Raw genomic sequence first — 20,648 nt, forward strand, 5'->3', positions numbered from 1 at the left:
GATCCCTTCATGAGCCAGCCTCCCGTTACCCTCCCGAACCCGCCGGCCCAGGATCATTCCGGCGCGCATAATCCAGGCGCAGCGATTGCGGCCGAAGAGGGCATGAAGTCCAAGGCGCGCATTCGTGACGCGTTCCTGCAACCGTCGGCCTGGACGCTCTTTTTCTTCGGCTTCGCTTCCGGGCTGCCCTTCCTGCTGGTGGCCGGCACGCTGGCCTACTGGTTGAGGGAAAACGGCATTACGTTGAAGGACATCACCATGATCGCCAGCGCGGGCATGGCCTATTCCTTCAAGTTCCTGTGGGCCCCGCTGGTCGACCGCCTGCGGCTGCCGCTGCTGGGCCGGCTTGGGCAGCGCCGCAGCTGGCTGCTGCTGGCGCAGGTCGCGGTGATGGTCGGGCTGGGCGCAATGGCTTCCGTGACGCCCTCGCAACTGGGGCTTTTCGTCGGTCTGACGCTGCTGGTGGCGTTTGCCGGCGCCACCCTGGATATTGTGGTGGATGCCTATCGCATCGAGATTGCTCCGGTCGAAGCGCAAGGCGCGCTGGTGGCCACCTATTCGCTGGGCTACCGGATTGCGCTGATCGTCTCCGGTGCGCTGGCGCTGGTGCTGGCCGACCATACCATCTGGCCCAACGTCTACCGGGCGATGGCCCTGTTCATGCTCGTGCCGATCGTGGCGAACCTGCTGGCGCGCGAGCCGGAAGTGCTGCGCGAACATGCGCAAAGCTGGGCCCAGGGCATGCGCGAGGGCGTGGTCGAGCCGTTTGCCGATTTCTTTCGCCGCTTCGGCGGGCGGGTGGGGCTTTGCATCCTGCTCTTCATCCTGCTTTTCAAGATTTCCGACCAGGCCCTGGTCGGGGGCATCATGGGACCGTTCTACCTGGACCAGGGCTTCACCAAGACGCAAATCGCCACCATTTCCAAGGTCTACGGCATCTGGGTGGGCATCGGCGGCGCCTTCCTCGGCGGCGTCGCGGTCGTGCGCTGGGGAGTCGAACGCGCGCTCCTGGCGGGTATCGTCCTGGGAGCACTCTCCAACCTGCTGTACCTTGGGCTGATCGGCGCCAACGGCGACGTGGCCATGCTGACCTTCGTGATTTCCGGTGAAAACCTGGCGCAGGGCGTGCTGGGCACCACTGCCGTGGCCTACCTCTCGGCGCTGGTGAACCAGCGTTATACGGCTACCCAATATGCGCTGTTCAGCTCGCTCATTACCCTGCCGGGCAAGGCGCTGGGATTTTATTCGGGCCGCATCGTCGAGGCCGTGGGGTACGCCCCCTACTTCTGGATCACAACGCTGGCAATCGTGCCTGCGATTGGCCTGTACTTCTGGCTGCGGCCGCGGGTCAGGCTGGATGGCGAAGCCGGCGCAAGTTGAGGAGTCATTGACATGATTACCCGGTTCCCGATTGACCGTTTCGCCAGTGCATTGGCGCTGCTGTGCCTGTTGGGTGTGGCTGCGCCGGGGCAGGCGCAGCCAGCCGCAGAAGAAAGCAAGGAAGAGGGCGTAAAGGTCGGCAAGATGTCTTCGCTGCGCAACCTGGTGCCGGAAGAACAGCTCGAAGCCGCCGCCACCCAGCAATACACCGCCATGAAGCAGCAGGCACAGCAACAGAATGCCCTGGCGCCGGATAGTCACCCCCAAGTACGGCGCCTGCGCGCCATCGCCGGCAAGCTGGTGCCGCAAGCCTTGCGCTGGAATCCCCGTGCCGCCGACTGGAAATGGGAAGTTAACCTGATCGGCTCGAAGGATGTGAATGCCTTTTGCATGCCGGGAGGAAAAATCGCTTTTTATACCGGCTTGCTGGAACGCTTGCAGTTGACCGACGACGAAGTGGCCATCGTCATGGGCCATGAAATCGCCCATGCCCTGCGCGAGCATGGCCGCGAGCGCGCTGCCAAGTCGGGATTGGCCAATGCCGGCGCCAAGCTGGCCGGCATTGGCTTGTCGGCGCTGCTTGGCATCGATGCTAACCTGACCACGGCTGCCACCGGCCTTGGGGCGAGCCTGACGATGCTGAAGTTTTCGCGCGACGATGAAACCGAGGCCGACGTGGTCGGGCTCGACATTGCTGCCCGCGCCGGCTATGACCCGCGCGCCGGCGTCGCCCTGTGGCACAAGATGGCCCAGCTCAGCCAGAGTGCCCCGCCACAATGGCTTTCTTCCCATCCGGCCGGCCAGAACCGCATCGCCGAGATGCAGAAGCATCTGCCGGCAGTCTTGCCGCTGTATTCCCGGGCAAAGGGTGTGGCGCAGCAGTCACTGCCGCCGTACCGCAGCAACGTCAAGGGCATCGCGCCTGTTTCCTGACAAGTTACTTCCGCAGCCGTCATGTTTTTGCGCCCCGGTCGGATGCAATGGAAGAGCCGGTCTCATGTCAATAGCGCAATTAATTATTGCCTTGGGGAAAATTAAGTCTCGGCGTATACTTCCCCTGACTTCAAGGCTATTCAGCCCCTGCCGCATTTGCCCAGTAAATTTTCCTTGTCATTTTCCCTATTGAGCATAATCGCAATGAAGATGGCTCCTCTAACCCAGAAATATTAAAAATGACTAATTTCCTGGCAATCCTGTCAGGCGGCGGCGTGATTCTGCTTATCGTTGCTTTTTTTCTGGTCGCAGGCAATTTCGCTGGCGCGTACTTATCGGCGCGACACCAGCATTTATTTCGCAACGCGCTATTCGTCGTGACTGCCATGGCGGTGCTCAGATTTCCGCTACAGGTAAATGGCGATGTATTGCTCGACCAGCGCGGCGCAATTCTTGCGGTAGCGGCAATATTTGGTGGTGGTCCTGCACTCGCGGCCACCGCGGCGGCGATGCTGGCATATCGCGCCTATCTGGGCGGTAGTGCCATGCTGGCCGGCTTGCTCGGCATTGTCTTCACTTTCCTTGTTTGCGGGGCCTTGAATTATTGGTGGCGTCGGCGAACCGGCACGCGCGCAGCCAGCATAGGCCTGATCGCCGTGGCCGGCGTCATGGCCGGCGTATGTTCGGCGTTGACGTTGTTGCTTGTGCCGCCGGTGGCAGGGGCATGGGCATTGTTTCAGCAGGAAGGGGCTAGCATGTTCCTGGTGCAAGTTGTTTCGACTTGCCTGTTCGGCTTCCTGTTGAAACTGCATGTCGAGCGTCAGCACAGCAGCGAAGTGCTTGCAGAGAAAAACATTGCCTTGCGCAACACGCTTGAACAAGCGATTGGCGCGCTGTCGATGGCCATGATGCATCGCGATCCCGGCGTGGCCAGCCATGAGAAGCGGGTTGCAGAATTGGCAGCGGCAATCGGCACCGAACTGGGCTTTGAGGGCGAGCGCCTGAAAGGACTGAAGCTGGCGGCATTGATACATGACATTGGCAAAATCCAGTTGCCCGCAGAGATATTGATGCGCCCACGCAAGCTTTCCGAGGAAGAGTTCAGCCTGGTCCAGCTGCATGCAGAAAATGGCTATCAGATTCTGAAAGAGATTGAATTTCCCTGGCCTTTGGCCGAAATCATCCGTCAGCATCACGAGGATTACGACGGTGGCGGTTATCCACGGGGGTTGGCGGGGGCGCAAATTCTGCTCGAAGCGCGCATTATCCGGGTGGCCGACAGCATGGAGGCCATGCTGTCGCACAGGCCGTTCCGCCGGGCCTACGATGTCGAATATGCAGCCGCGCGCCTGCAAGTGGGGGAACAGACATTGTATGATCCCGAGGTGGTGAAAGCTTGTCTGCGACTCGTTCGCGACCAGGGTTTTCCCGTGTCTTGTAATGAGCAAGCTGCCTGACCATGGATCAGTTACTGACCGCCATTGTGGGTTTGGACGATGCCGCTGCCGTCAGTTTGATCATGCATTCGCCGGGCGAAACGATTTCGCCGGATACGACGATGGGCGAGGCCGCCATGGCGCTGGACCGCCAGCAAAGCAGTAGCCTTCTGGTGATGCAGGCAGGCGAGATGGTGGGGATACTGACATTGCGCGACATGACGGGGGCATTTTGCAATGGCCATGGACCCGGTGAGCCGGTTCGCCAGTTCATGTCGCGCCAGCTGATTACGGTCGAGGAATCGACCAGCCTGGGCGCGGCAGCCTCGCTGATGGCCGAACGCGGTATCCGTCATCTGCCGGTGCTGGATGCGCGCGGCAAACTGGCCGGCGTGGTCAGCGGGAGCGATTTCCGCCGCTTGTCCGAAGCAGCCATCCGTGCCAGGGCGCTACAGGCAGGAAAACTGGAAAAAGCGCTTGAAGAGACGCTGGCGGCATTGTCAGCGGTACTGGAGCAGCGCGATCCCTATACCGCCGGCCACCAGAAGCATGTGGCCATGCTGGCAGTAATGATTGGCAAGGAACTCGGATTTGATCAAGGCCAATTGCATGCCCTTAGCCTGGCTTGTATTGTGCACGACCTTGGCAAAATCCAGGTGCCGGTCGAGATCCTGACCAAGCCGGCGCGCCTGAGCACAGCAGAATTTGCGCTGATCAAGCAGCATCCTCTGGTCGGCTACAACATCTTGAAGACGATCGATTTTCCCTGGCCAATCGCCGATATCGTCGTGCAGCATCATGAGGCGCTGGATGGCAGTGGTTATCCCTATGGCTTGAAGGGAGATCAGATCCTGCCGGAAGCCCGGGTGTTGACGGTCGCGGACATTGTCGAGTCGATGTCTTCAGACCGGCCGTACCGTGCCGCGTTGGGAATCGAGGCAGCAATCACGGAAATCACCCGCTTGCGCGGTAGCAAACTCGATGGCGATGTGGTCGATGCCTGTGTGCGGGTCTTGCGGCGTGGGGAATTTTCGCCTAACTTGCTCGGATTCGATACGCCGCAATATTAGACCGGCGCCTGAATGGGCCAGTCGTAATGCAGGATGAGCGGCGCATGGTCGGAAAAACGCGCTTCCTTGTAGATTGCCGCCGCCTTGCCGCTGGCGCCAATGGCGGGCGTGGTGACATGATAGTCGATGCGCCAGCCGACATTGTTGGCCCAGGCCTGGCCGCGGTTGCTCCACCAGGTATAGGCCTCGGCGGTTGTTTCCGGGTGCAGCAGGCGGTAGGCATCCACCCAGCCCGCTTCATCGAACACGCGCGACAGCCAGGCCCGCTCTTCCGGCAGGAAGCCGGAATTTTTCTGGTTGCTCTTCCAGTTTTTCAGGTCGATTTCCTTGTGCGCGATATTCCAGTCGCCACAGATGACCACTTCGCGCCCTTGCGCGCGCAGAGCCGCCAGGTGCGGCAGGAATACTTCCATGAAGCGGAACTTGGCTTCTTGCCGCTCCGGGCTTGATGAACCGGACGGGCAATATACGGACACGATCGAAAGATTGCCGAAATCGCATTGGACGTAGCGTCCCTCGGCATCGAACTCCGGATTGCCGAAACCGGTGATGACCGCATCCGGTTGCGTGCGGCTATAGACCCCGGTGCCTGAATAGCCTTTTTTCTCCGCATAATGGAAATGACCAAAATATCCCGGCGGATTCAGGAATGTGTCGGTCATGTCGCCCGCTTGCGCCTTCAATTCCTGCACACAGACGAAATCGGCTTGCTGCGCCGCCATCCACTCGAAAAACCCTTTTTTGGCTGCTGAGCGGATGCCATTCAGGTTGGCGGAAATAATCTTGATCATTGGAAATAATGCGCTTGGCAAGGCAAATAGGAACAGGCCGACAGCATACCTCATTGCAACAGTTCCCCGCAGGCACGCGCTTTGCATTCCACCCTGTATGGGACGCCTATATGCATTTACAATGCCGCTGTGCCGCCTTACCAGGCGGGTAAAAACGACAGAATTCGTCACTTCACACGGTTATCGAGGATATTTTGAACAATTTACGTCAGCAATTTATTGAATTCGCAGTTTCTGCAGGGGTGCTCAAGTTTGGTGAATTCATCACCAAGGCGGGCCGCACGTCGCCGTATTTTTTCAATGCCGGGCTGTTCAATGACGGCGCCAACCTTGGGCGGCTGGCCGATTTTTATGCGCAAACCCTGCTGGATTCCGGCATCGAATTCGACATGCTGTTTGGTCCGGCTTACAAGGGCATCACGCTGGCGTCGGCGACGGCAGTCGCCCTCGCCGCCAAAGGGCGCAATGTGCCGTTCGCCTTCAACCGCAAGGAAGCCAAGGACCATGGCGAAGGCGGCACCATTGTCGGCGCCAAGCTGCAGGGGCGGGTGGTGATCATCGACGACGTGATTTCGGCGGGCACGTCGGTGCGCGAATCGGTTGAAATGATCCGCGCCGCCGGCGCCACGCCCTGCGCAGTATTGATCGCCTTGGACCGCATGGAACGCGCCGGCAAGGATGATGCATTGTCGGCGCATTCGGCAGTACAGGAGGTGAGCCACCTGTACAACATGCCGGTAGTGTCGATCGGTAACCTGGCGGACTTGATGGAATTTATTTCGGGTGCCGGAGCCGACCCGCAGCAGGCACAGTACAAGGAGGCGATTGCCGCGTATCGCCAGCGCTACGGTGTGAACTAAAAACCTGATGATTTAACAATTGTTCATCATCTGGCCAGGAGCGTTGTTGCAAAATAAGCCATTCACAGGGGGGGTAATGCATAAAAATATCAAGAAGCTGGCCGGAATGTGTGCGTTGGCGGCGATGCCGCTCCTGGCGCACGCGGAAATCTATATTTGCAAGGATGCCAGCGGCAAGACGCTGACTTCTGATCGGCCGATCATGGAATGCCAGGATCGCAAGACCCGGGTGCTTGGCAAGAACGGCATGACCGCGCGTGAAATTGCGCCGCCCCTGACCGAGGAACAGCAGCGTCAGAAAGCGGCGGAAGATGAAAAGCGCAAGGCAGCGTCGGCCGTCGCAGAGGAGCAAAAGCGCCAGGACCGTGCGCTGCTGGCGCGCTACAGCAAGGAAGCCGATATCGAGGTGGCGCGCCAGCGTGCCCTGGAGTCGGTCACCGAGCAGGTCAAGCGCGAGGAAGCATCGATTGTCGCCACGGATAAAAACCTGCAGAAGGCGCGCTTAGAAGCCGCCGCACAGCCCAAGGGCAAAGTGCCGTCGAGCTTGCAGCGCAAGATCGACGATCTCGGGCAGGAAATCAGCGACAGTAAAAAATTGATCGCGGAACGTCAGGACGAGGCAAGCCAGATCAATGCCCGCTTTGACCAGGCGGTCAAGCGCTTCCGTGAATTGAAAAATGGCGGCGTAGCAAAGCTGGAGACAAGATAATACGGGAATGCTGCGGCACTCCCGGCAAGAAAAAAGCGGAGCGCCAGGCTCCGCTTTTTATTGCGCCTCACCGGGCGCTCAGGCGGTCAGCTTTTTCTTCAGCAATTCCGTCAATTGCGCCGGATTGGCCTTGCCGCGCGACGCCTTCATGGCTTGACCGATCAGGGCGTTGAAGGCCTTTTCCTTGCCCGCCCGGAATTCCTCGACCGATTTGACATTGGCAGCCAACACCTCATCAACAATTTTTTCCAGCGCGCCGGCATCGGAAATCTGCTTCAAACCCTTGGCTTCGATGATGGCATCGACGGCAGCCGGGTCGTCCGATGGCGCTTCCCACATTGCCGCGAAAATTTCCTTCGCAATTTTGTTGGAAATGGTGCCATCGGCGATACGCTGCAGCAGCAAGGCCAGTTGTTCGGCCTTCACCGGTGCCGCGGAAATATCCACGCCTTCGCGATTCAGTGTCGATGCCACGTCGCCCATGAGCCAGTTGGCGGCAGGCTTGGCCTGTTCGCGGCCAGTCTTGGCGACGACGGCTTCGAAATAGGTCGCCATTGCTTTCGACTGCGTCAGTACGGCGGCGTCATATTCCGGCAGGGCGTAATCGCGCGCAAAGCGCTCGCGCATGGCACCTGGCAATTCCGGCAAGGCGGCTTTGACGCGCGCGATCCAGTCTTGCGCAATCACCAGCGGTGGCAGGTCGGGGTCCGGGAAGTAGCGGTAATCCTGCGCATCTTCCTTGCTGCGCATGGAGCGGGTTTCCTTCCTGTCCGGATCGTACAGGCGGGTTTCCTGCACCACGCGGCCGCCATCCTCGATCAGCTCGATCTGGCGCCGTACCTCGTAATTGATGGCTTCTTCAAGAAAGCGGAACGAGTTCAGGTTCTTGATCTCGCAGCGGGTGCCGTATTCTTGTTGTCCGACCGGACGCACCGAAACGTTGGCGTCGCAGCGAAACGAGCCTTCCTGCATGTTGCCGTCGCAAATGCCCAGCCAGGTCACCAGCGCGTGCAACGCCTTGGCATAGGCGACCGCTTCAGCGGCGCTGCGCATGTCGGGTTCGGTAACGATTTCCAGCAAGGGGGTGCCGGCGCGGTTCAGGTCGATGCCGGTCATGCCATGGTAATCCTCGTGCAGCGACTTGCCGGCGTCTTCTTCCAGATGGGCGCGGGTCAGCGCCACGCTCTTCAATTCGGCCTTGCCATCCTTTTCCAGTACGAAGGAGACGCGTCCGCCTTGCACTACCGGGATTTCAAACTGGCTGATCTGGTAGCCCTTGGGCAGGTCGGGGTAAAAGTAGTTTTTACGCGCAAACACCGATTGCGGCGCAATCACTGCGTCCACCGCCAGGCCAAACTGGATGGCGCGTTCGACGGCGCCCTTGTTCATGACCGGCAAGACGCCCGGCAAAGCCAGGTCCACCGGACAGGCTTGCGTATTGGCGTCGGCACCGAAGGCGATCGGCGCGCCGCTGAAAATCTTGCTCTGGGTGGTCAACTGCGCATGCGTTTCCATCCCGATTACGACTTCCCACTGCATATGGTTTCCTCGCTGTATTCGCTCTGTCTGTATTTTTGGGCTTACACGCCGTCCGGACGGCGCGCGTGCCAGTCGGTCGCCAGCTGGTACTGATGGGCGACGTTGAGCAGCCTGGCTTCATCAAAGTAATTGCCGATCAGCTGCAGGCCGACCGGGCGTTTGCCATTCTTGTCGCCCTGGCCGAAGCCGCAGGGAATCGACATGCCTGGCAAGCCGGCCAGGCTGGTCGAGAGCGTAAAGATATCGGCCAGGTAGTTGGCCACCGGGTCGTCGGCTTTGTCGCCCAAGTCCCATGCCACGGTCGGCGCCACTGGCCCCATGATGACGTCGCAGGCCTGGAAGGCTTGCTGGAAATCCTGCGCGATCAGGCGGCGGATCTTTTGCGCCTGCAGGTAGTAGGCATCGTAGTAGCCGTGCGACAGCACGTAGGCACCCACCAGGATGCGCCGCTTGACCTCGTCGCCGAAGCCTTCGGCGCGGGTCTTGCAATACATGTCGGAGAGGTCCTTGTAGTCTTTTGCACGATGGCCGTAACGCACGCCATCGAAGCGCGACAGATTGCTGGATGCTTCGGCCGGGGCGATCACGTAATACACGGGAATCGACAGCTCGGTCTTGGGCAGGCTGATGTCGACCAGGGTGGCGCCCAGCTTTTCGTATTCCTTCAACGCGGCGCGCACGGATTGCTCGACGTCGGCGGCCAGGCCGGCGCCAAAATATTCGCGCGGCACGCCGATTCTCAGGCCCGCCAGCGGTTGGTTCAGGTTGCGGGTGTAGTCTTCGTCAGCACGGGAAATGCTGGTGGAATCGCGTTCGTCGAAGCCGGCCATGGCGTTCAGGAGCAGAGCGCAATCTTCGGCGGTCTGCGCCATGGGGCCGCCCTGGTCGAGCGAGGACGCGAAGGCAATCATGCCGAAGCGCGACACGCGGCCATAAGTCGGCTTGATGCCGGTGACGCCGCAGAGCGCGGCCGGCTGGCGGATCGAGCCGCCGGTGTCGGTGGCGGTGGCGCCGGGCGCCAGGCGCGCGGCAATGGCCGCCGCCGAGCCGCCCGACGAGCCGCCCGGAATCGCCGCTTTGTCCCAGGGGTTTTTAGCCGGGCCAAAGTACGAGTTTTCATTGGACGAGCCCATGGCGAACTCGTCGCAGTTCAGCTTGCCCAGCGTGACCGTGCCGGCCGCGTTGAACCGTTCCACCACCGTGGCGTCGAAGGGGCTGACATAATTTTCCAGCATTTTCGAGCCGGCGGTCGAGCGCCAGCCGCGCGTGACGAAAATATCCTTGTGGGCGATCGGAATGCCGGTCAGCGCAGTGGCGTTGCCGGCTGCCAGCCGGGCGTCGGCAGACTTTGCTTGTTGCAATGTCAACTCTTCATCGACGTGCAGGTAGGCATTCAGGTCGCTTTGCCTGATCCGTGCCAGATACAGGCTGGCCAGCTCGCTGGCCGAAATATCGCGGGCTTGCAGGAGCGCCGAGAGTTGTTTGATGGTTTTGGTATGCATGGGTCGGTCGTTGGCGGTTGCGGCTTATTCGATCACTTTAGGCACGAGGTACAAGCCGTCCTGGGTCGCTGGGGCCACTTGCTGATAGTCGTCGCGGCGGTTGGGCTCGGTGACCACATCTTCGCGCAGGCGCAGCGCCAGGTCTTGCTGGAGGGCAGCAATCGGGTGGTTGAGCGGCTCGACACCGGTCGTATCAATGGTTTTCATCTGTTCCACGAGGGAAAAAATGCCATTGAGCTTGTCGAGCGTGGCATGGGCCTCGGTATCGGTCAGTTCCAGTTGCGCCAGCTTGGCAAGGCGCTTTACGTCGGAGAATTCAAGTGACATGGTCGGAATGTGGTAAGCCTGGTAAGAAGTCTTGCCGAAGGCATTTTTCAAAAAGCAAAGAGCGTGGCAATCCAGCAAAAAACTTGCCTAAACTGTGCGTTTTCCGCACATTTTTGGTTTTTCCACGCGCTAATTCAAGCCAGATTATAAGGTAGAATGTCGGGCTAATACGCGATCGGTGTCGCTTGCCGACGGGCATCAGGTCGCAGACGGCCCGCCAAAGCGGCGTGGCGTCGATGCGATTTTCCGGATTTAATTTTATTAATTTGTTGCGCGCACTTTGCTTGCGCGTCAGGGCGAATACATGTTTGGATTTTTACGCGGCTACTTTTCGAACGACCTGGCCATCGATCTGGGCACGGCCAACACATTAATTTATGTGCGTAACATGGGCATCGTGCTCGACGAGCCGTCCGTAGTGGCGATTCGCCAGCAAGGCGGCCCGAACGGCAAGAAAACCATCCAGGCCGTGGGCAAGGAAGCCAAGCAAATGCTGGGCAAGGTGCCGGGCAACATTGAAGCGATCCGCCCCATGAAGGATGGCGTGATCGCCGACTTCACCGTCACCGAGCAGATGCTGAAGCAGTTCATCCGCATGGTGCACGACTCCAAGCTGTTCAAGCCTAGCCCGCGCATCATCATTTGCGTGCCGTGCGGCTCGACCCAGGTCGAACGCCGCGCCATCCGCGAATCGGCCCTCGGCGCCGGCGCCTCGCAGGTCTACCTGATCGAGGAACCGATGGCGGCGGCAATCGGCGCGGGTCTGCCGGTGTCGGAAGCGACCGGTTCGATGGTGGTCGATATCGGCGGCGGCACGACCGAAGTGGGCATCATTTCGCTGGGCGGCATGGTCTACAAGGGTTCGGTGCGCGTCGGCGGCGACAAGTTCGATGAAGCCATCGTCAACTACATCCGCCGCAACTACGGCATGCTGATCGGCGAGCAAACCGCCGAGGCGATCAAGAAAGAGATCGGTTCGGCCTTCCCGGGCTCCGAAGTCAAGGAAATGGAAGTCAAGGGCCGCAACCTGTCCGAAGGCATTCCGCGCTCCTTCACCATTTCGTCCAACGAGATCCTCGAAGCCTTGACCGACCCGCTGAACAACATCGTTTCCGCCGTCAAGAACGCGCTGGAGCAGACGCCGCCGGAACTGGGGGCCGATATTGCCGAGAAAGGCATGATGCTGACGGGCGGTGGCGCCCTTTTGCGCGACCTCGACCGCCTGCTGATGGAAGAGACCGGCCTGCCGGTGATCGTCGCCGAAGACCCGCTGACGTGCGTGGTGCGTGGCTCGGGCATGGCGCTCGAGCGCATGGACAAGCTCGGCTCGATCTTCTCTTACGAGTAAGGCGGCAGTACGTTGATCGAGGCGCCGCGCAAAACTTTATTCGCGGCAACTTGTCCAAGACGTGTCGGAAATGTCAGGCGGGTGCGTCCCGCCTGTTTTATTGTAAGTCCGTTAGATTGTCGTTTCTCTAATCCGTAGATGGAATACAGCCCACCGCCACTGTTCAAGCAAGGCGCCTCCGCGCGCGCCAAGGTGGTGATCTTTTCCCTGATTGCCATTGTCTTGCTGGTGGCCGATGCGCACTGGCAGACGCTCGGCGCGATCCGCCAGGTGGTTGGTACCGCCCTTTACCCGTTGCAGCGCCTGGCCATGATGCCACGCGATGCCGCATATGGCGTGGGGGAGTATTTTTCTTCTCTTTCCCGCACCCAGGAAGAGAACCGGCAATTGCAGCGCCAGCAGGTACTCAATTCCCAGACCCTGCAGCAGGTACAGTTAATGGCCGCAGAAAACGCCCACCTGCGCCGCCTGCTCGGTGCCAGCGAGCGGCTGGCCGTAAAGTCCCTGATGGCGGAAATCCTCTATGATGCGCGCGACCCTTTCACGCGCAAGATCGTGCTCGACCGTGGTTCGCAACAGGGCGTCAAGGCCGGCCAGCCCGTCATCGACGATACCGGCGTGGTCGGGCAGGTAACGCGGGTATTTCCCTTTACCTCCGAAGTCACGCTGTTGACCGACAAGGACCAGGCCATACCCGTGCAGGTCGTGCGTAGCGGCTTGCGCAGCGTTGCCTATGGTCGCGGCCAGTCGGGAGCGCTCGATCTGCGCTTCATGCCTGCCAATGCCGATATCCGCAAGGGCGACGTGCTGGTGACTTCCGGCATTGACGGCATTTATCCGGCGGGCCTCGCGGTTGCGCGGGTGTCGCAAGTCGAGCAAAAATCCTCGGACGCCTTTGCCAAGATCGTTTGCCAGCCGGCTGCAGGCATCGACAGCAACCGCCAGTTGCTGATCCTGCTGACCGAATTCCAGATGCCCGTGCGCGAGCCGGCGACCACGCCGACGCCGGCATCGTCCAAGGGCGAGGTGAAATCCGCTGCAAAAGCTGAAGTCAAGCCGGTGCCCGGCCAGCCCGCCCCGGCAACGTCGACGCCGCCGGCAACCCCGGCAGCAATCTCGCCCAGGACGCCGCCGGCAGTACCGGCTGTCAAGCCTGGGGCAGTTGCGCCGGCTGGACCAAACAACCCCGCGCGGCCTGCGGCACCGACGCCAGTCGTCAAACCTGCGGCAGTCGTCAAACCGGCGCCGGCACAGCCCGCGCCCGCGCCCGCGCCGGTCAAAGCGCCACTGCCAGTGGAACCCCGACCATGAACCAGCCGCATTACATCCTGTTGCCGGCCAATCCGCTCTTTATCTTCCTGAGCCTGGTGGTAGCCTTTCTGTTGAATATGTTGCCCTGGGGTACATGGATCGGCGTGCCGGACTTTGTAGCATTGGTGCTGGTGTTCTGGAGCATTCATCAGCCGCGCCGCGTTGGTATTGGGGTGGCATTTTTCATGGGCATCCTGATGGATGTACACGACGCCACCCTGCTTGGCGAGAATGCGCTGTCGTATACCTTGCTGTCCTATTTCGCGATCATGATCCATCGCCGCGTGCTGTGGTTCCCGATCGGCATCCAGGCTTTGCACGTGTTGCCCCTGCTGCTGCTGATGCAGATCGTGCAAGTGGTGGTGCGCGGGATCGTCAGCCAGCAGCTTCCAGGATGGTTTTATTTCGTGGAAAGCCTGGTGGCGACCCTGTTGTGGCCGGTGGTAAGCTGGCTGTTGCTGGCGCCACAGCGCCGCGCCGTCAACCGCGACGACACGCGTCCGATCTGAACGACGATGCTTGCTTGCCCATTCCGCCACGTCGGCATATTGCATGGTCACTGCGGTTCCGGCCGCATGTATTGGCATGACTGAATTTAAGAATACCGAACGCGAACTGCATTTTTTCCGCCTGCGCCTGTCGGTGGTCGGTGTGTTCGTGTTCATTTGTTTCGGCCTTCTGTTTACACGCCTGGTCTGGCTGCAGGTATTCCGGCACAGCGACTATGTCGCCCAGGCCGAAGACAATCGGATCTCGGTGGTGCCGGTGGTGCCCAATCGCGGCCTGATCATCGACCGCAACGGCGTCGTCCTGGCGCGTAACTTTTCCGCCTATACGCTTGAAATTACGCCCTCCAAACTTGGCGCGCCGCTGGAAAAGGTCATCGATGAATTGTCGGCGCTGGTCGATATCCAGCCCAAGGATCGCAAACGCTTCAAGCGACTGCAGGAAGAAAGCAAGAATTTCGCCAGTGTGCCGATCCGCACCCGCCTGACCGACGAGGAAGTTGCGCGCTTTACTGCGCAGCGCTATCGCTTTCCCGGTGTCGAGATCCAGGCACGCCTGTTCCGCCAGTATCCGATGGGCGCAACCGCATCGCATCTGATCGGCTACATTGGCCGCATCAGCCAGCGCGACGCCCAGAAGATCGAGGAATTGCCTGATGAAGAAGCCGCCAACTATGCCGGCACCGATTACATCGGCAAGGAGGGCGTGGAAAAGAAGTATGAACAGATCCTGCATGGCAGGACCGGTGACGAAGAAGTCGAAGTCACCGCCGGCGGGCGTGCGGTTCGCACGCTCAAGCGCAATGCGGCCACGCCTGGCCACAATCTGATCTTGTCGATCGATATCGAATTGCAGAAAATCATCGAAGAAGCTTTCGGCGACAGGCGCGGCGCGCTGGTGGCCATCGAGCCGGCAACGGGCGATATCCTCGCCTATGTATCCATGCCGACGTTCGACCCCAACCTGTTCGTTGACGGCATCGACACGCAGAGCTGGGATGAGCTGAACACCTCGGTCAACAAGCCGCTGTTGAACCGACCGCTGATCGGCACCTATCCGCCAGGGTCAACCTTCAAGCCTTACATGGCGCTGGCGGCGCTGGAACTGGGCAAGCGCACGCCCAACCAGGCCATCTCCGATCCGGGCTATTACTGGTTCGGCAACCACAGATTCCGCGACGACAAGGTGGGCGGCCACGGCATGGTCGACATGTACAAGTCGATTGTCCAGTCGTGCAATACGTACTATTACATGCTGTCCTCGGACCTTGGGATCGAGGCAATCCATGATTTCATGAAGCCGTTCGGCTTTGGCCAGCTCACCGGTATCGACCTGGAAAACGAGCGGCGCGGCGTGCTGCCTTCGCCTGCCTGGAAGCGCGCCAGCTACAAGCGGCCCGAGCAACAGAAGTGGTACGCGGGCGAAACGGTATCGATCGGCATTGGCCAGGGGTACAACTCATTCACGCCGCTGCAATTGGCGCACGCCATGGCCAATCTCGCCAACAATGGTGTCGTCATGCGCCCGCATCTGGTCAAGGTGATCGAAGACAGCGTGAGCAAGGAGCGCAAGCCGACCGTGCGCGGCGAAAGCTACCGGATTCCGCTCAAGCAGGAAAACATTGACTTCATCAAGCACGCGATGGCCGGCGTGCCGAAGGAAGGCACTTCCGCGCGCGCATTCGCCGGGGCCGGATACGTCTCGGCAGGTAAAACCGGCACGGCGCAGGCCATCGGCATGAAAGCCAACGAAAAATACAATGCGACCAAGATGGCGGAATTCCACCGCGACCACTCGCTGTACATCGCCTTTGCGCCTTACGACCAGCCGAAGATCGCGCTGGCGGTGATTGTCGAGAATGCCGGCTTCGGCTCGGCTGCCGCTGCGCCGATCGCGCGCCGGGCCATCGATTACTATCTGCTTGGCAAGCGTCCAAACGAGACGGACAAGCAGGCCGACATCAAGGCCAGCGAACCGCAAGTCGACCCGCATGGCCACGTCAGCGGAGACTGATTCCTTATGTATTCCCCCGATTTCTCCGGCAAAAAAAGCATTTGGGCCACGCTCAAGCCCTACGTGAACGTTTTCGATGGCACGCTGCTGCTGCTCGTTTGCCTGATCCTGGCTGTCAGCACGGTCAACATGGTGTCTGCCGGCTCCGGCTTTCCGGGCCGTCTGGAAGACCATTTGCGCAATATCGCCCTGTCTTTCGTCATCATCTGGCTCGCCGCGCTGGTGCCGCCGCAAATGCTGATGCGGCTGGCCGCGCCGATTTACGCGGTTGGCGTCGCGCTCCTGGTTGGGGTGGCGCTCTTCGGCATTATCAAGCTGGGGGCGCGGCGCTGGATCAATGTCGGCGTGGTGATCCAGCCATCCGAAATCATGAAGATCGCCATGCCGCTGATGCTGGCCTGGTGGTTCCAGAAGCGCGAAGGCACGATCTCGTGGCAGGAGTTCATGGTCGCCGGGGTGTTGCTGGCCATTCCCGCGGCACTGATCATCCGGCAGCCCGATCTGGGCACGGGCACCCTGGTGACGGCCGCGGGCTTTTACGTCATTTTCCTGGCAGGCCTGTCATGGAAAGTCCTGGGGGGGCTGTTCATTGCCGGCGCATCTTTCATGCCGATCGCCTGGAACATGTTGCATGACTACCAGCGTCATCGCGTCATGACCCTGATCGATCCGACCACCGACCCGCTCGGCAAGGGCTTCCACATCATCCAGTCGATGATTGCCATTGGTTCCGGCGGCATGACAGGCAAAGGCTGGATGAACGGCACGCAGGGGCATTTGCAATTCATCCCGGAACGTACTACCGACTTCGTCTTTGCCGTGTATTCCGAAGAATTCGGCCTGATGGGCAATATGCTCTTGCTGGTGCTCTACCTGCTGCTGATCGGCCGGGGTCTGCTGATTGCCGCCAACGCACCCACGCTGTTTTCCCGCCTGCTGGCGGGCGCGCTATCGCTGATGTTCTTTACCTACGCCTTCGTCAACATGGGCATGGTCAGTGGCATTCTGCCGGTGGTCGGCGTGCCGTTGCCCTTCATGAGCTATGGCGGCACGGCATTCGTGACGCTTGGCCTCGCGGTGGGCATATTGATGAGCATTCATCGTCACCGCAAGCTCATGCAGAGTTGATTGCCTGTCATGGCTTTGCCATGACAGCGCATGTGCCATACAATCTCCCTTGCTATATGGCAAAAAAGCCAGGTCCGGCGCGTCTCGCGTGCTGCGGCCTGGCGTTATCAATGCGGCCTGCGGCTGACGCGCTCCTGCGGATGGGCGTCAGGTTCCGGCATTACGATCAGATCAGGGAGAGCGCCATGCCGGCGAATCGAATCAGGAATGCCGTCGCGCGACGGCAAATTGCGAATGTATTGCCGGGGATGCTGTGTGCATTGGTCCTGGCAGCCTGCGGCAGCTTGCCGCAGACGCCTGCAGATCAAAGTGGCGCAAAGACGGCGCCGACAGCGGCGTCGAAGCGGCCGGGATTGCCGCCGGCCGGCTCGGGGCGGGGCGGTTATTATCAGGACGATGGCCCCGGCGACGCCGAGCCGGAGGGCTTGCTGGCAACGCCCGATGCCGAGCCAAAGGTGGAGCCGTATGCTAAAAGCGGTAATCGCCCGTATGTCGTGTTCGGCAAGACTTACACCCCGTTTCTCGACGAACGGCCATTTCGTCAGCGTGGGCGGGGCAGCTGGTACGGCAAGAAATTCCACGGCCAGCGCACTTCGTCCGGCGAGCCGTACGATATGTACAAGATGACGGCGGCACATCCGACCCTGCCAATTCCATCCTATGCACGCGTGACCAATGTTGCCAACGGCCGCCAGGTGATCGTGCGCGTCAATGACCGCGGACCGTTCCATTCGAGCCGGATCATGGATCTTTCCTATACTGCGGCACTCAAACTCGGCTATCTGCAGCACGGCAGCGCTGAACTGGAAATCGAGCGCCTGCTGCCGGAAGAGGTTGAGCGCATGTCAGTCAGCCGGCCGCCAAAATCCGCTGCAGCGCCCGATGCCGTGCGCGACACGCTGCAGGCGGCCGCGCCTGCAGCGCAACCAGTGGCTGTGCAGGCTGTGCAGAAACCCGAAGTGGCGGTGTTTTCCGTGCCAGTCGCAAATGCCGTGACTTCCGCTACCGCTTCCGCGACGTCTGCGGGCGAGTCAGGCAATGCCGTGGCGGCCGGCGCGCCCGTACCGGGTGGATTCTATCTGCAACTGGGCGCCTATTCGCAAGCGGAAAGCGCGGAAAGCGCCCGCGCGCGCCTGCAGAAACAATGGGACGGCACGTTGCCGTCGATTGAAGTCCAGCCGGGCGGCGCCGTGTTTCGTCTCATGAGCGGGCCTTTCGCCAGTCGCGACGAGGCAGACGCCATTGCCCAGAAGCTCATTGAAACGGGCTCGGTCAAGTCCCTGGTGGTGCGGCGCTAGGCTTCCTTGAGTTGCAGGGCGCGTTCGTAAAGCGCATTTTTTTTCTGTCCGGTGATCTGCGCCGCCAGCGCGGCAGCCTGCTTGACCGGGCACTCAGCCAGCAAGATCTTCAGGATGCGCTCCGCCTCGGCTGCGCCTTCCTCGGGCGCGTGCGGTGCGCCTTCCAGCAGCAGCACAAACTCCCCCTTTTGCCGATGGCTGTCCGCATCAAGCCAGGCCAGCGCCTGGCCCAGCGGGCAGCGGTGGATTTCCTCGAACAGCTTGGTCAGCTCGCGCGCCAGCACGACCTGGCGCGCCGGACCAAAGATTGCCGCCAGTGCCGTCACGGTATCGACGATGCGGTGCGGCGCTTCGTACAGCACCACGGTTGCGGTTTCGTGGCGCAGGCTTTCCAGCACGGTATCGCGCTGCTTCGCCTTGGCCGGCAGGAAACCGATGAAATGAAAGCGGTCGTTGACAAGGCCGCTGGCCGCCAGCGCCGCCAGCACTGCCGAAGCGCCGGGCAGCGGCATCACCCGCAGGCCGGCCGCGCGTACGGCATCGACAATGCGCGCGCCGGGGTCGGAAACGGCGGGTGTGCCGGCGTCCGACACCAGGGCGATGCGCTGGCCCGCCTGCAGGCGGACGATCAGCTTGTCGGCAATCTCGCGTTCATTATGTTCGTGTGCCGCCAGCAAGGTCTTGGACAGGCCGTAACGCGCCAGCAGTTGTGCAGTATTGCGGGTGTCTTCGCAAGCGACGGCATCGGCAAGGGCAAGTACATTGAGTGCGCGCAAGCTGATGTCGCCGACATTCCCGATTGGTGTTGCCACCACATATAATGTGGCGCCCGGGTAAGTTTGCCGGGCGATTTCATCCTGCAGGGGCAGGGCGGCAGCCGGGTCGCTGGCATGGTTCAGGTTGTTCGATGGGGTGCTCATGAGGAGACGCTATGTTGGACAAGGCGGTAAAAACGGTGTTGCTGGGGCTGGTGTGCGGATTGTGCGCGCCTGCGCTCGCAAATACAACTACAAATGCTGCGGCCGCGTCCGATGATGGGGCCGCCGCGCCTGCCAGAACCCGCATTGCCATCGTCTTGCCGACCTTGTCCGATACCTTCAGCACGGCGGCGCAGGCGCTGCGTGCCGGCTTCATGGCGGCGCATGAGCGTGAGCCGGACGGCATCGAGGTGACTCTGGTCGAGAGCGCCGATGGCGCCCAGAATGCGCTGTCGGCCTACGAGAGTGCGCTGGCGCAGAATGATATCGTGGTCGGTCCGCTGGCACGCGCTGACGTCGCGGCGATTGCCCGGAGCGGCAAGGTGGCCAAGCCGACACTGACTTTGGCGCCGGCTGATGCCGACATTGCGCTGCCGGCGCAGGCGCTGGCAATCGGTCTGTCGATCGAGGATGAGGCGCGCCAGCTGGCCACGTGGGCCGGCGCCGGCCGAAAGCAGGCCAAGGCGGTCGTGATTGCCGGTGGCGTTGCCTGGCAGCGCCGCGCTGCCCGTGCCTTTGCCGCGCAATGGCAGGAGCTGGGGCTGGAGGCGCTGCCGGTCGAGATTGCCAGCAGCAGCGGCTACCTCAGCGCCGCCGGCCTGGAGCAAGTGAGAAAGCGCCTGATGGAGGAAAAGCCCGCAGTCGTGTTTTTCGGCCTGGATGCCTTTCAGGCGCAGCAGATGCAACTGGCGCTGCCAAAGGGCTTGGCGCCGGCGCCGCATACCTATGGCACGTCGCAGCTCAATCCCTGGAACGCCGCCGACTGGCGCAGCGCCGAGAAGCGCATCGAAATGAATGGCGTGCGCCTCCTCGATCTTCCCTGGCTGCTGCAACCGGATCATCCGGCGGTCATGGTCTACCCGCGTCCCGTGATGGAGGCCGACCGGCGTGCCAACCCGGACCTTGATCGCCTGTATGCGCTTGGAATCGATGCCTACCGCGTCGCGCGTGAAATCGCCGCGCATCGCACAGCCTTCGAACTCGATGGCGTCACCGGACGCCTGTCCGTCAATTTCGCTGCGGGCAATTACCGCTTGCGCCGCGCCGCCCAACCCGCCGCCTACCAGGATGGCATGGTGGCGCCGCTGCCGCGCATGCCCTGAAGGAGGCTGCGTGAATACGCCGGAGGTGCCCAGACGTTCCCAGACTTCCATGCAGGTGTCGGGCCAGGCCGGCGAAGATGCCGCGCTGGCGCACTTGTCGCGGCAGGGCTTGACGCTGGTGACGCGCAATTTCCGCTGCAAGGCCGGCGAAATCGATCTCATCATGCGCGAGCAGGATTGCCTGGTATTCATCGAGGTGCGCCAGCGCGCAAGCCGCGACTTTGGCGGCGCGGCGGCCAGCGTGACTCCCGCCAAGCAGCGCCGCCTGCTGCGCGCCACACAGTATTTCCTGTTGCGTTACAAGACGCTGCCGCCTTGCCGTATCGATGTGGTCGCGATCGACGGTGGCAACCTCACCTGGCTGAAAAACGCTATCGAAGCCTGAGGTGATGCCGACGGCTGCGCAAATGCGAAAT

19 protein-coding genes are annotated in these 20,648 nt (G+C 61.1%); 14 read left to right on the plus strand and 5 right to left on the minus strand.

The features are described from left to right. The first annotated feature begins 9 nt into the window (after positions 1–9). From EKL02_RS02765 to EKL02_RS02780, 4 genes are all read left to right on the plus strand, one after another. Entirely contained in the window at positions 10–1,380 is a 1,371-nt protein-coding gene (locus EKL02_RS02765; protein ID WP_206732442.1) for an MFS transporter, read from the plus strand. A gap of 12 nt (positions 1,381–1,392) precedes the next feature. After that, positions 1,393–2,313 (plus strand): M48 family metallopeptidase, encoded by a 921-nt coding sequence (locus tag EKL02_RS02770; RefSeq protein WP_128900614.1) that lies wholly within the window; start codon positions 1,393–1,395, stop codon positions 2,311–2,313. 239 nt (positions 2,314–2,552) lie between these two features. Next, positions 2,553–3,770 carry an HD domain-containing phosphohydrolase gene (locus EKL02_RS02775; protein ID WP_128900615.1) on the plus strand — a complete coding sequence of 406 codons (1,218 nt, stop codon included), beginning with the start codon at positions 2,553–2,555 and terminating at the stop codon, positions 3,768–3,770. A 2-nt stretch (positions 3,771–3,772) separates the two neighbouring features. Then, the gene (locus EKL02_RS02780) at positions 3,773–4,819 is read left to right on the plus strand and encodes an HD domain-containing phosphohydrolase (protein ID WP_128900616.1); all 1,047 of its coding nucleotides are present in this window, start codon (positions 3,773–3,775) and stop codon (positions 4,817–4,819) included. Here the strand turns inward: EKL02_RS02780 and EKL02_RS02785 are convergent. Next, on the minus strand, positions 4,816–5,610 hold the full coding sequence (locus EKL02_RS02785; RefSeq protein WP_128900617.1) for an exodeoxyribonuclease III: 795 nt from the start codon (positions 5,608–5,610) through the stop codon (positions 4,816–4,818). The genes EKL02_RS02780 and EKL02_RS02785 overlap by 4 nt on opposite strands. A 194-nt stretch (positions 5,611–5,804) precedes the next feature. Between EKL02_RS02785 and pyrE the strand changes: the two genes are divergently transcribed. Together pyrE and EKL02_RS02795 are read left to right on the plus strand one after the other, a co-directional pair. Next, on the plus strand, positions 5,805–6,470 hold the full coding sequence (gene pyrE, locus EKL02_RS02790; RefSeq protein WP_128900618.1) for an orotate phosphoribosyltransferase: 666 nt from the start codon (positions 5,805–5,807) through the stop codon (positions 6,468–6,470). A 76-nt stretch (positions 6,471–6,546) separates the two neighbouring features. Beyond that, positions 6,547–7,179 (plus strand): DUF4124 domain-containing protein, encoded by a 633-nt coding sequence (locus EKL02_RS02795; RefSeq protein WP_128900619.1) that lies wholly within the window; start codon positions 6,547–6,549, stop codon positions 7,177–7,179. A gap of 78 nt (positions 7,180–7,257) precedes the next feature. Here the strand turns inward: EKL02_RS02795 and gatB are convergent, their stop codons facing one another. Genes gatB through gatC form a run of 3 tightly spaced genes read right to left on the minus strand, consistent with a single transcriptional unit; the run spans position 7,258 to position 10,547 of the window. Further along, positions 7,258–8,718, minus strand: coding sequence for an Asp-tRNA(Asn)/Glu-tRNA(Gln) amidotransferase subunit GatB (gatB, locus tag EKL02_RS02800; protein WP_241687769.1), 1,461 nt, complete (start codon positions 8,716–8,718; stop codon positions 7,258–7,260). Positions 8,719–8,759: 41 nt separating this feature from the next. Then, positions 8,760–10,220 carry an Asp-tRNA(Asn)/Glu-tRNA(Gln) amidotransferase subunit GatA gene (gene gatA, locus EKL02_RS02805; protein WP_128900621.1) on the minus strand — a complete coding sequence of 487 codons (1,461 nt, stop codon included), beginning with the start codon at positions 10,218–10,220 and terminating at the stop codon, positions 8,760–8,762. A gap of 24 nt (positions 10,221–10,244) precedes the next feature. After that, the gene (gene gatC, locus EKL02_RS02810) at positions 10,245–10,547 is read right to left on the minus strand and encodes an Asp-tRNA(Asn)/Glu-tRNA(Gln) amidotransferase subunit GatC (RefSeq protein WP_128900622.1); all 303 of its coding nucleotides are present in this window, start codon (positions 10,545–10,547) and stop codon (positions 10,245–10,247) included. A 304-nt stretch (positions 10,548–10,851) separates the two neighbouring features. Between gatC and EKL02_RS02815 the strand changes: the two genes are divergently transcribed. From EKL02_RS02815 to EKL02_RS02840, 6 genes are all read left to right on the plus strand, one after another. After that, entirely contained in the window at positions 10,852–11,895 is a 1,044-nt protein-coding gene (locus tag EKL02_RS02815; protein ID WP_128900623.1) for a rod shape-determining protein, read from the plus strand. Between the two features lie 138 nt (positions 11,896–12,033). Next, on the plus strand, positions 12,034–13,206 hold the full coding sequence (gene mreC, locus EKL02_RS02820; RefSeq protein WP_128900624.1) for a rod shape-determining protein MreC: 1,173 nt from the start codon (positions 12,034–12,036) through the stop codon (positions 13,204–13,206). Then, positions 13,203–13,715, plus strand: coding sequence for a rod shape-determining protein MreD (gene mreD / locus EKL02_RS02825; RefSeq protein ID WP_128900625.1), 513 nt, complete (start codon positions 13,203–13,205; stop codon positions 13,713–13,715). The genes mreC and mreD overlap by 4 nt, the downstream gene beginning before the upstream one ends. A gap of 76 nt (positions 13,716–13,791) precedes the next feature. Continuing rightward, positions 13,792–15,726 (plus strand): penicillin-binding protein 2, encoded by a 1,935-nt coding sequence (mrdA, locus tag EKL02_RS02830; RefSeq protein ID WP_128900626.1) that lies wholly within the window; start codon positions 13,792–13,794, stop codon positions 15,724–15,726. A 6-nt stretch (positions 15,727–15,732) separates the two neighbouring features. After that, the gene (gene rodA, locus EKL02_RS02835) at positions 15,733–16,854 is read left to right on the plus strand and encodes a rod shape-determining protein RodA (protein WP_128900627.1); all 1,122 of its coding nucleotides are present in this window, start codon (positions 15,733–15,735) and stop codon (positions 16,852–16,854) included. Between the two features lie 185 nt (positions 16,855–17,039). Continuing rightward, positions 17,040–18,152 carry a septal ring lytic transglycosylase RlpA family protein gene (locus tag EKL02_RS02840; protein WP_128900628.1) on the plus strand — a complete coding sequence of 371 codons (1,113 nt, stop codon included), beginning with the start codon at positions 17,040–17,042 and terminating at the stop codon, positions 18,150–18,152. Here the strand turns inward: EKL02_RS02840 and rsmI are convergent. Next, positions 18,149–19,072 carry a 16S rRNA (cytidine(1402)-2'-O)-methyltransferase gene (gene rsmI / locus EKL02_RS02845; RefSeq protein WP_128900629.1) on the minus strand — a complete coding sequence of 308 codons (924 nt, stop codon included), beginning with the start codon at positions 19,070–19,072 and terminating at the stop codon, positions 18,149–18,151. The two genes, EKL02_RS02840 and rsmI, sit on opposite strands and share 4 nt — an antisense overlap. Before the next feature lie 11 nt (positions 19,073–19,083). Between rsmI and EKL02_RS02850 the strand changes: the two genes are divergently transcribed. Both EKL02_RS02850 and EKL02_RS02855 read left to right on the plus strand, forming a co-directional pair. Next, positions 19,084–20,232, plus strand: coding sequence for a penicillin-binding protein activator (locus tag EKL02_RS02850; RefSeq protein WP_128900630.1), 1,149 nt, complete (start codon positions 19,084–19,086; stop codon positions 20,230–20,232). Positions 20,233–20,281: 49 nt separating this feature from the next. Next, the gene (locus EKL02_RS02855; RefSeq protein WP_241687897.1) at positions 20,282–20,617 is read left to right on the plus strand and encodes a YraN family protein; all 336 of its coding nucleotides are present in this window, start codon (positions 20,282–20,284) and stop codon (positions 20,615–20,617) included. The last annotated feature ends 31 nt before the right edge of the window (positions 20,618–20,648 follow it).

The sequence above is a fragment of the Janthinobacterium sp. 17J80-10 genome (assembly GCF_004114795.1).
In the GTDB taxonomy this organism is placed as follows: Bacteria; Pseudomonadota; Gammaproteobacteria; order Burkholderiales; family Burkholderiaceae_D; genus Paucimonas.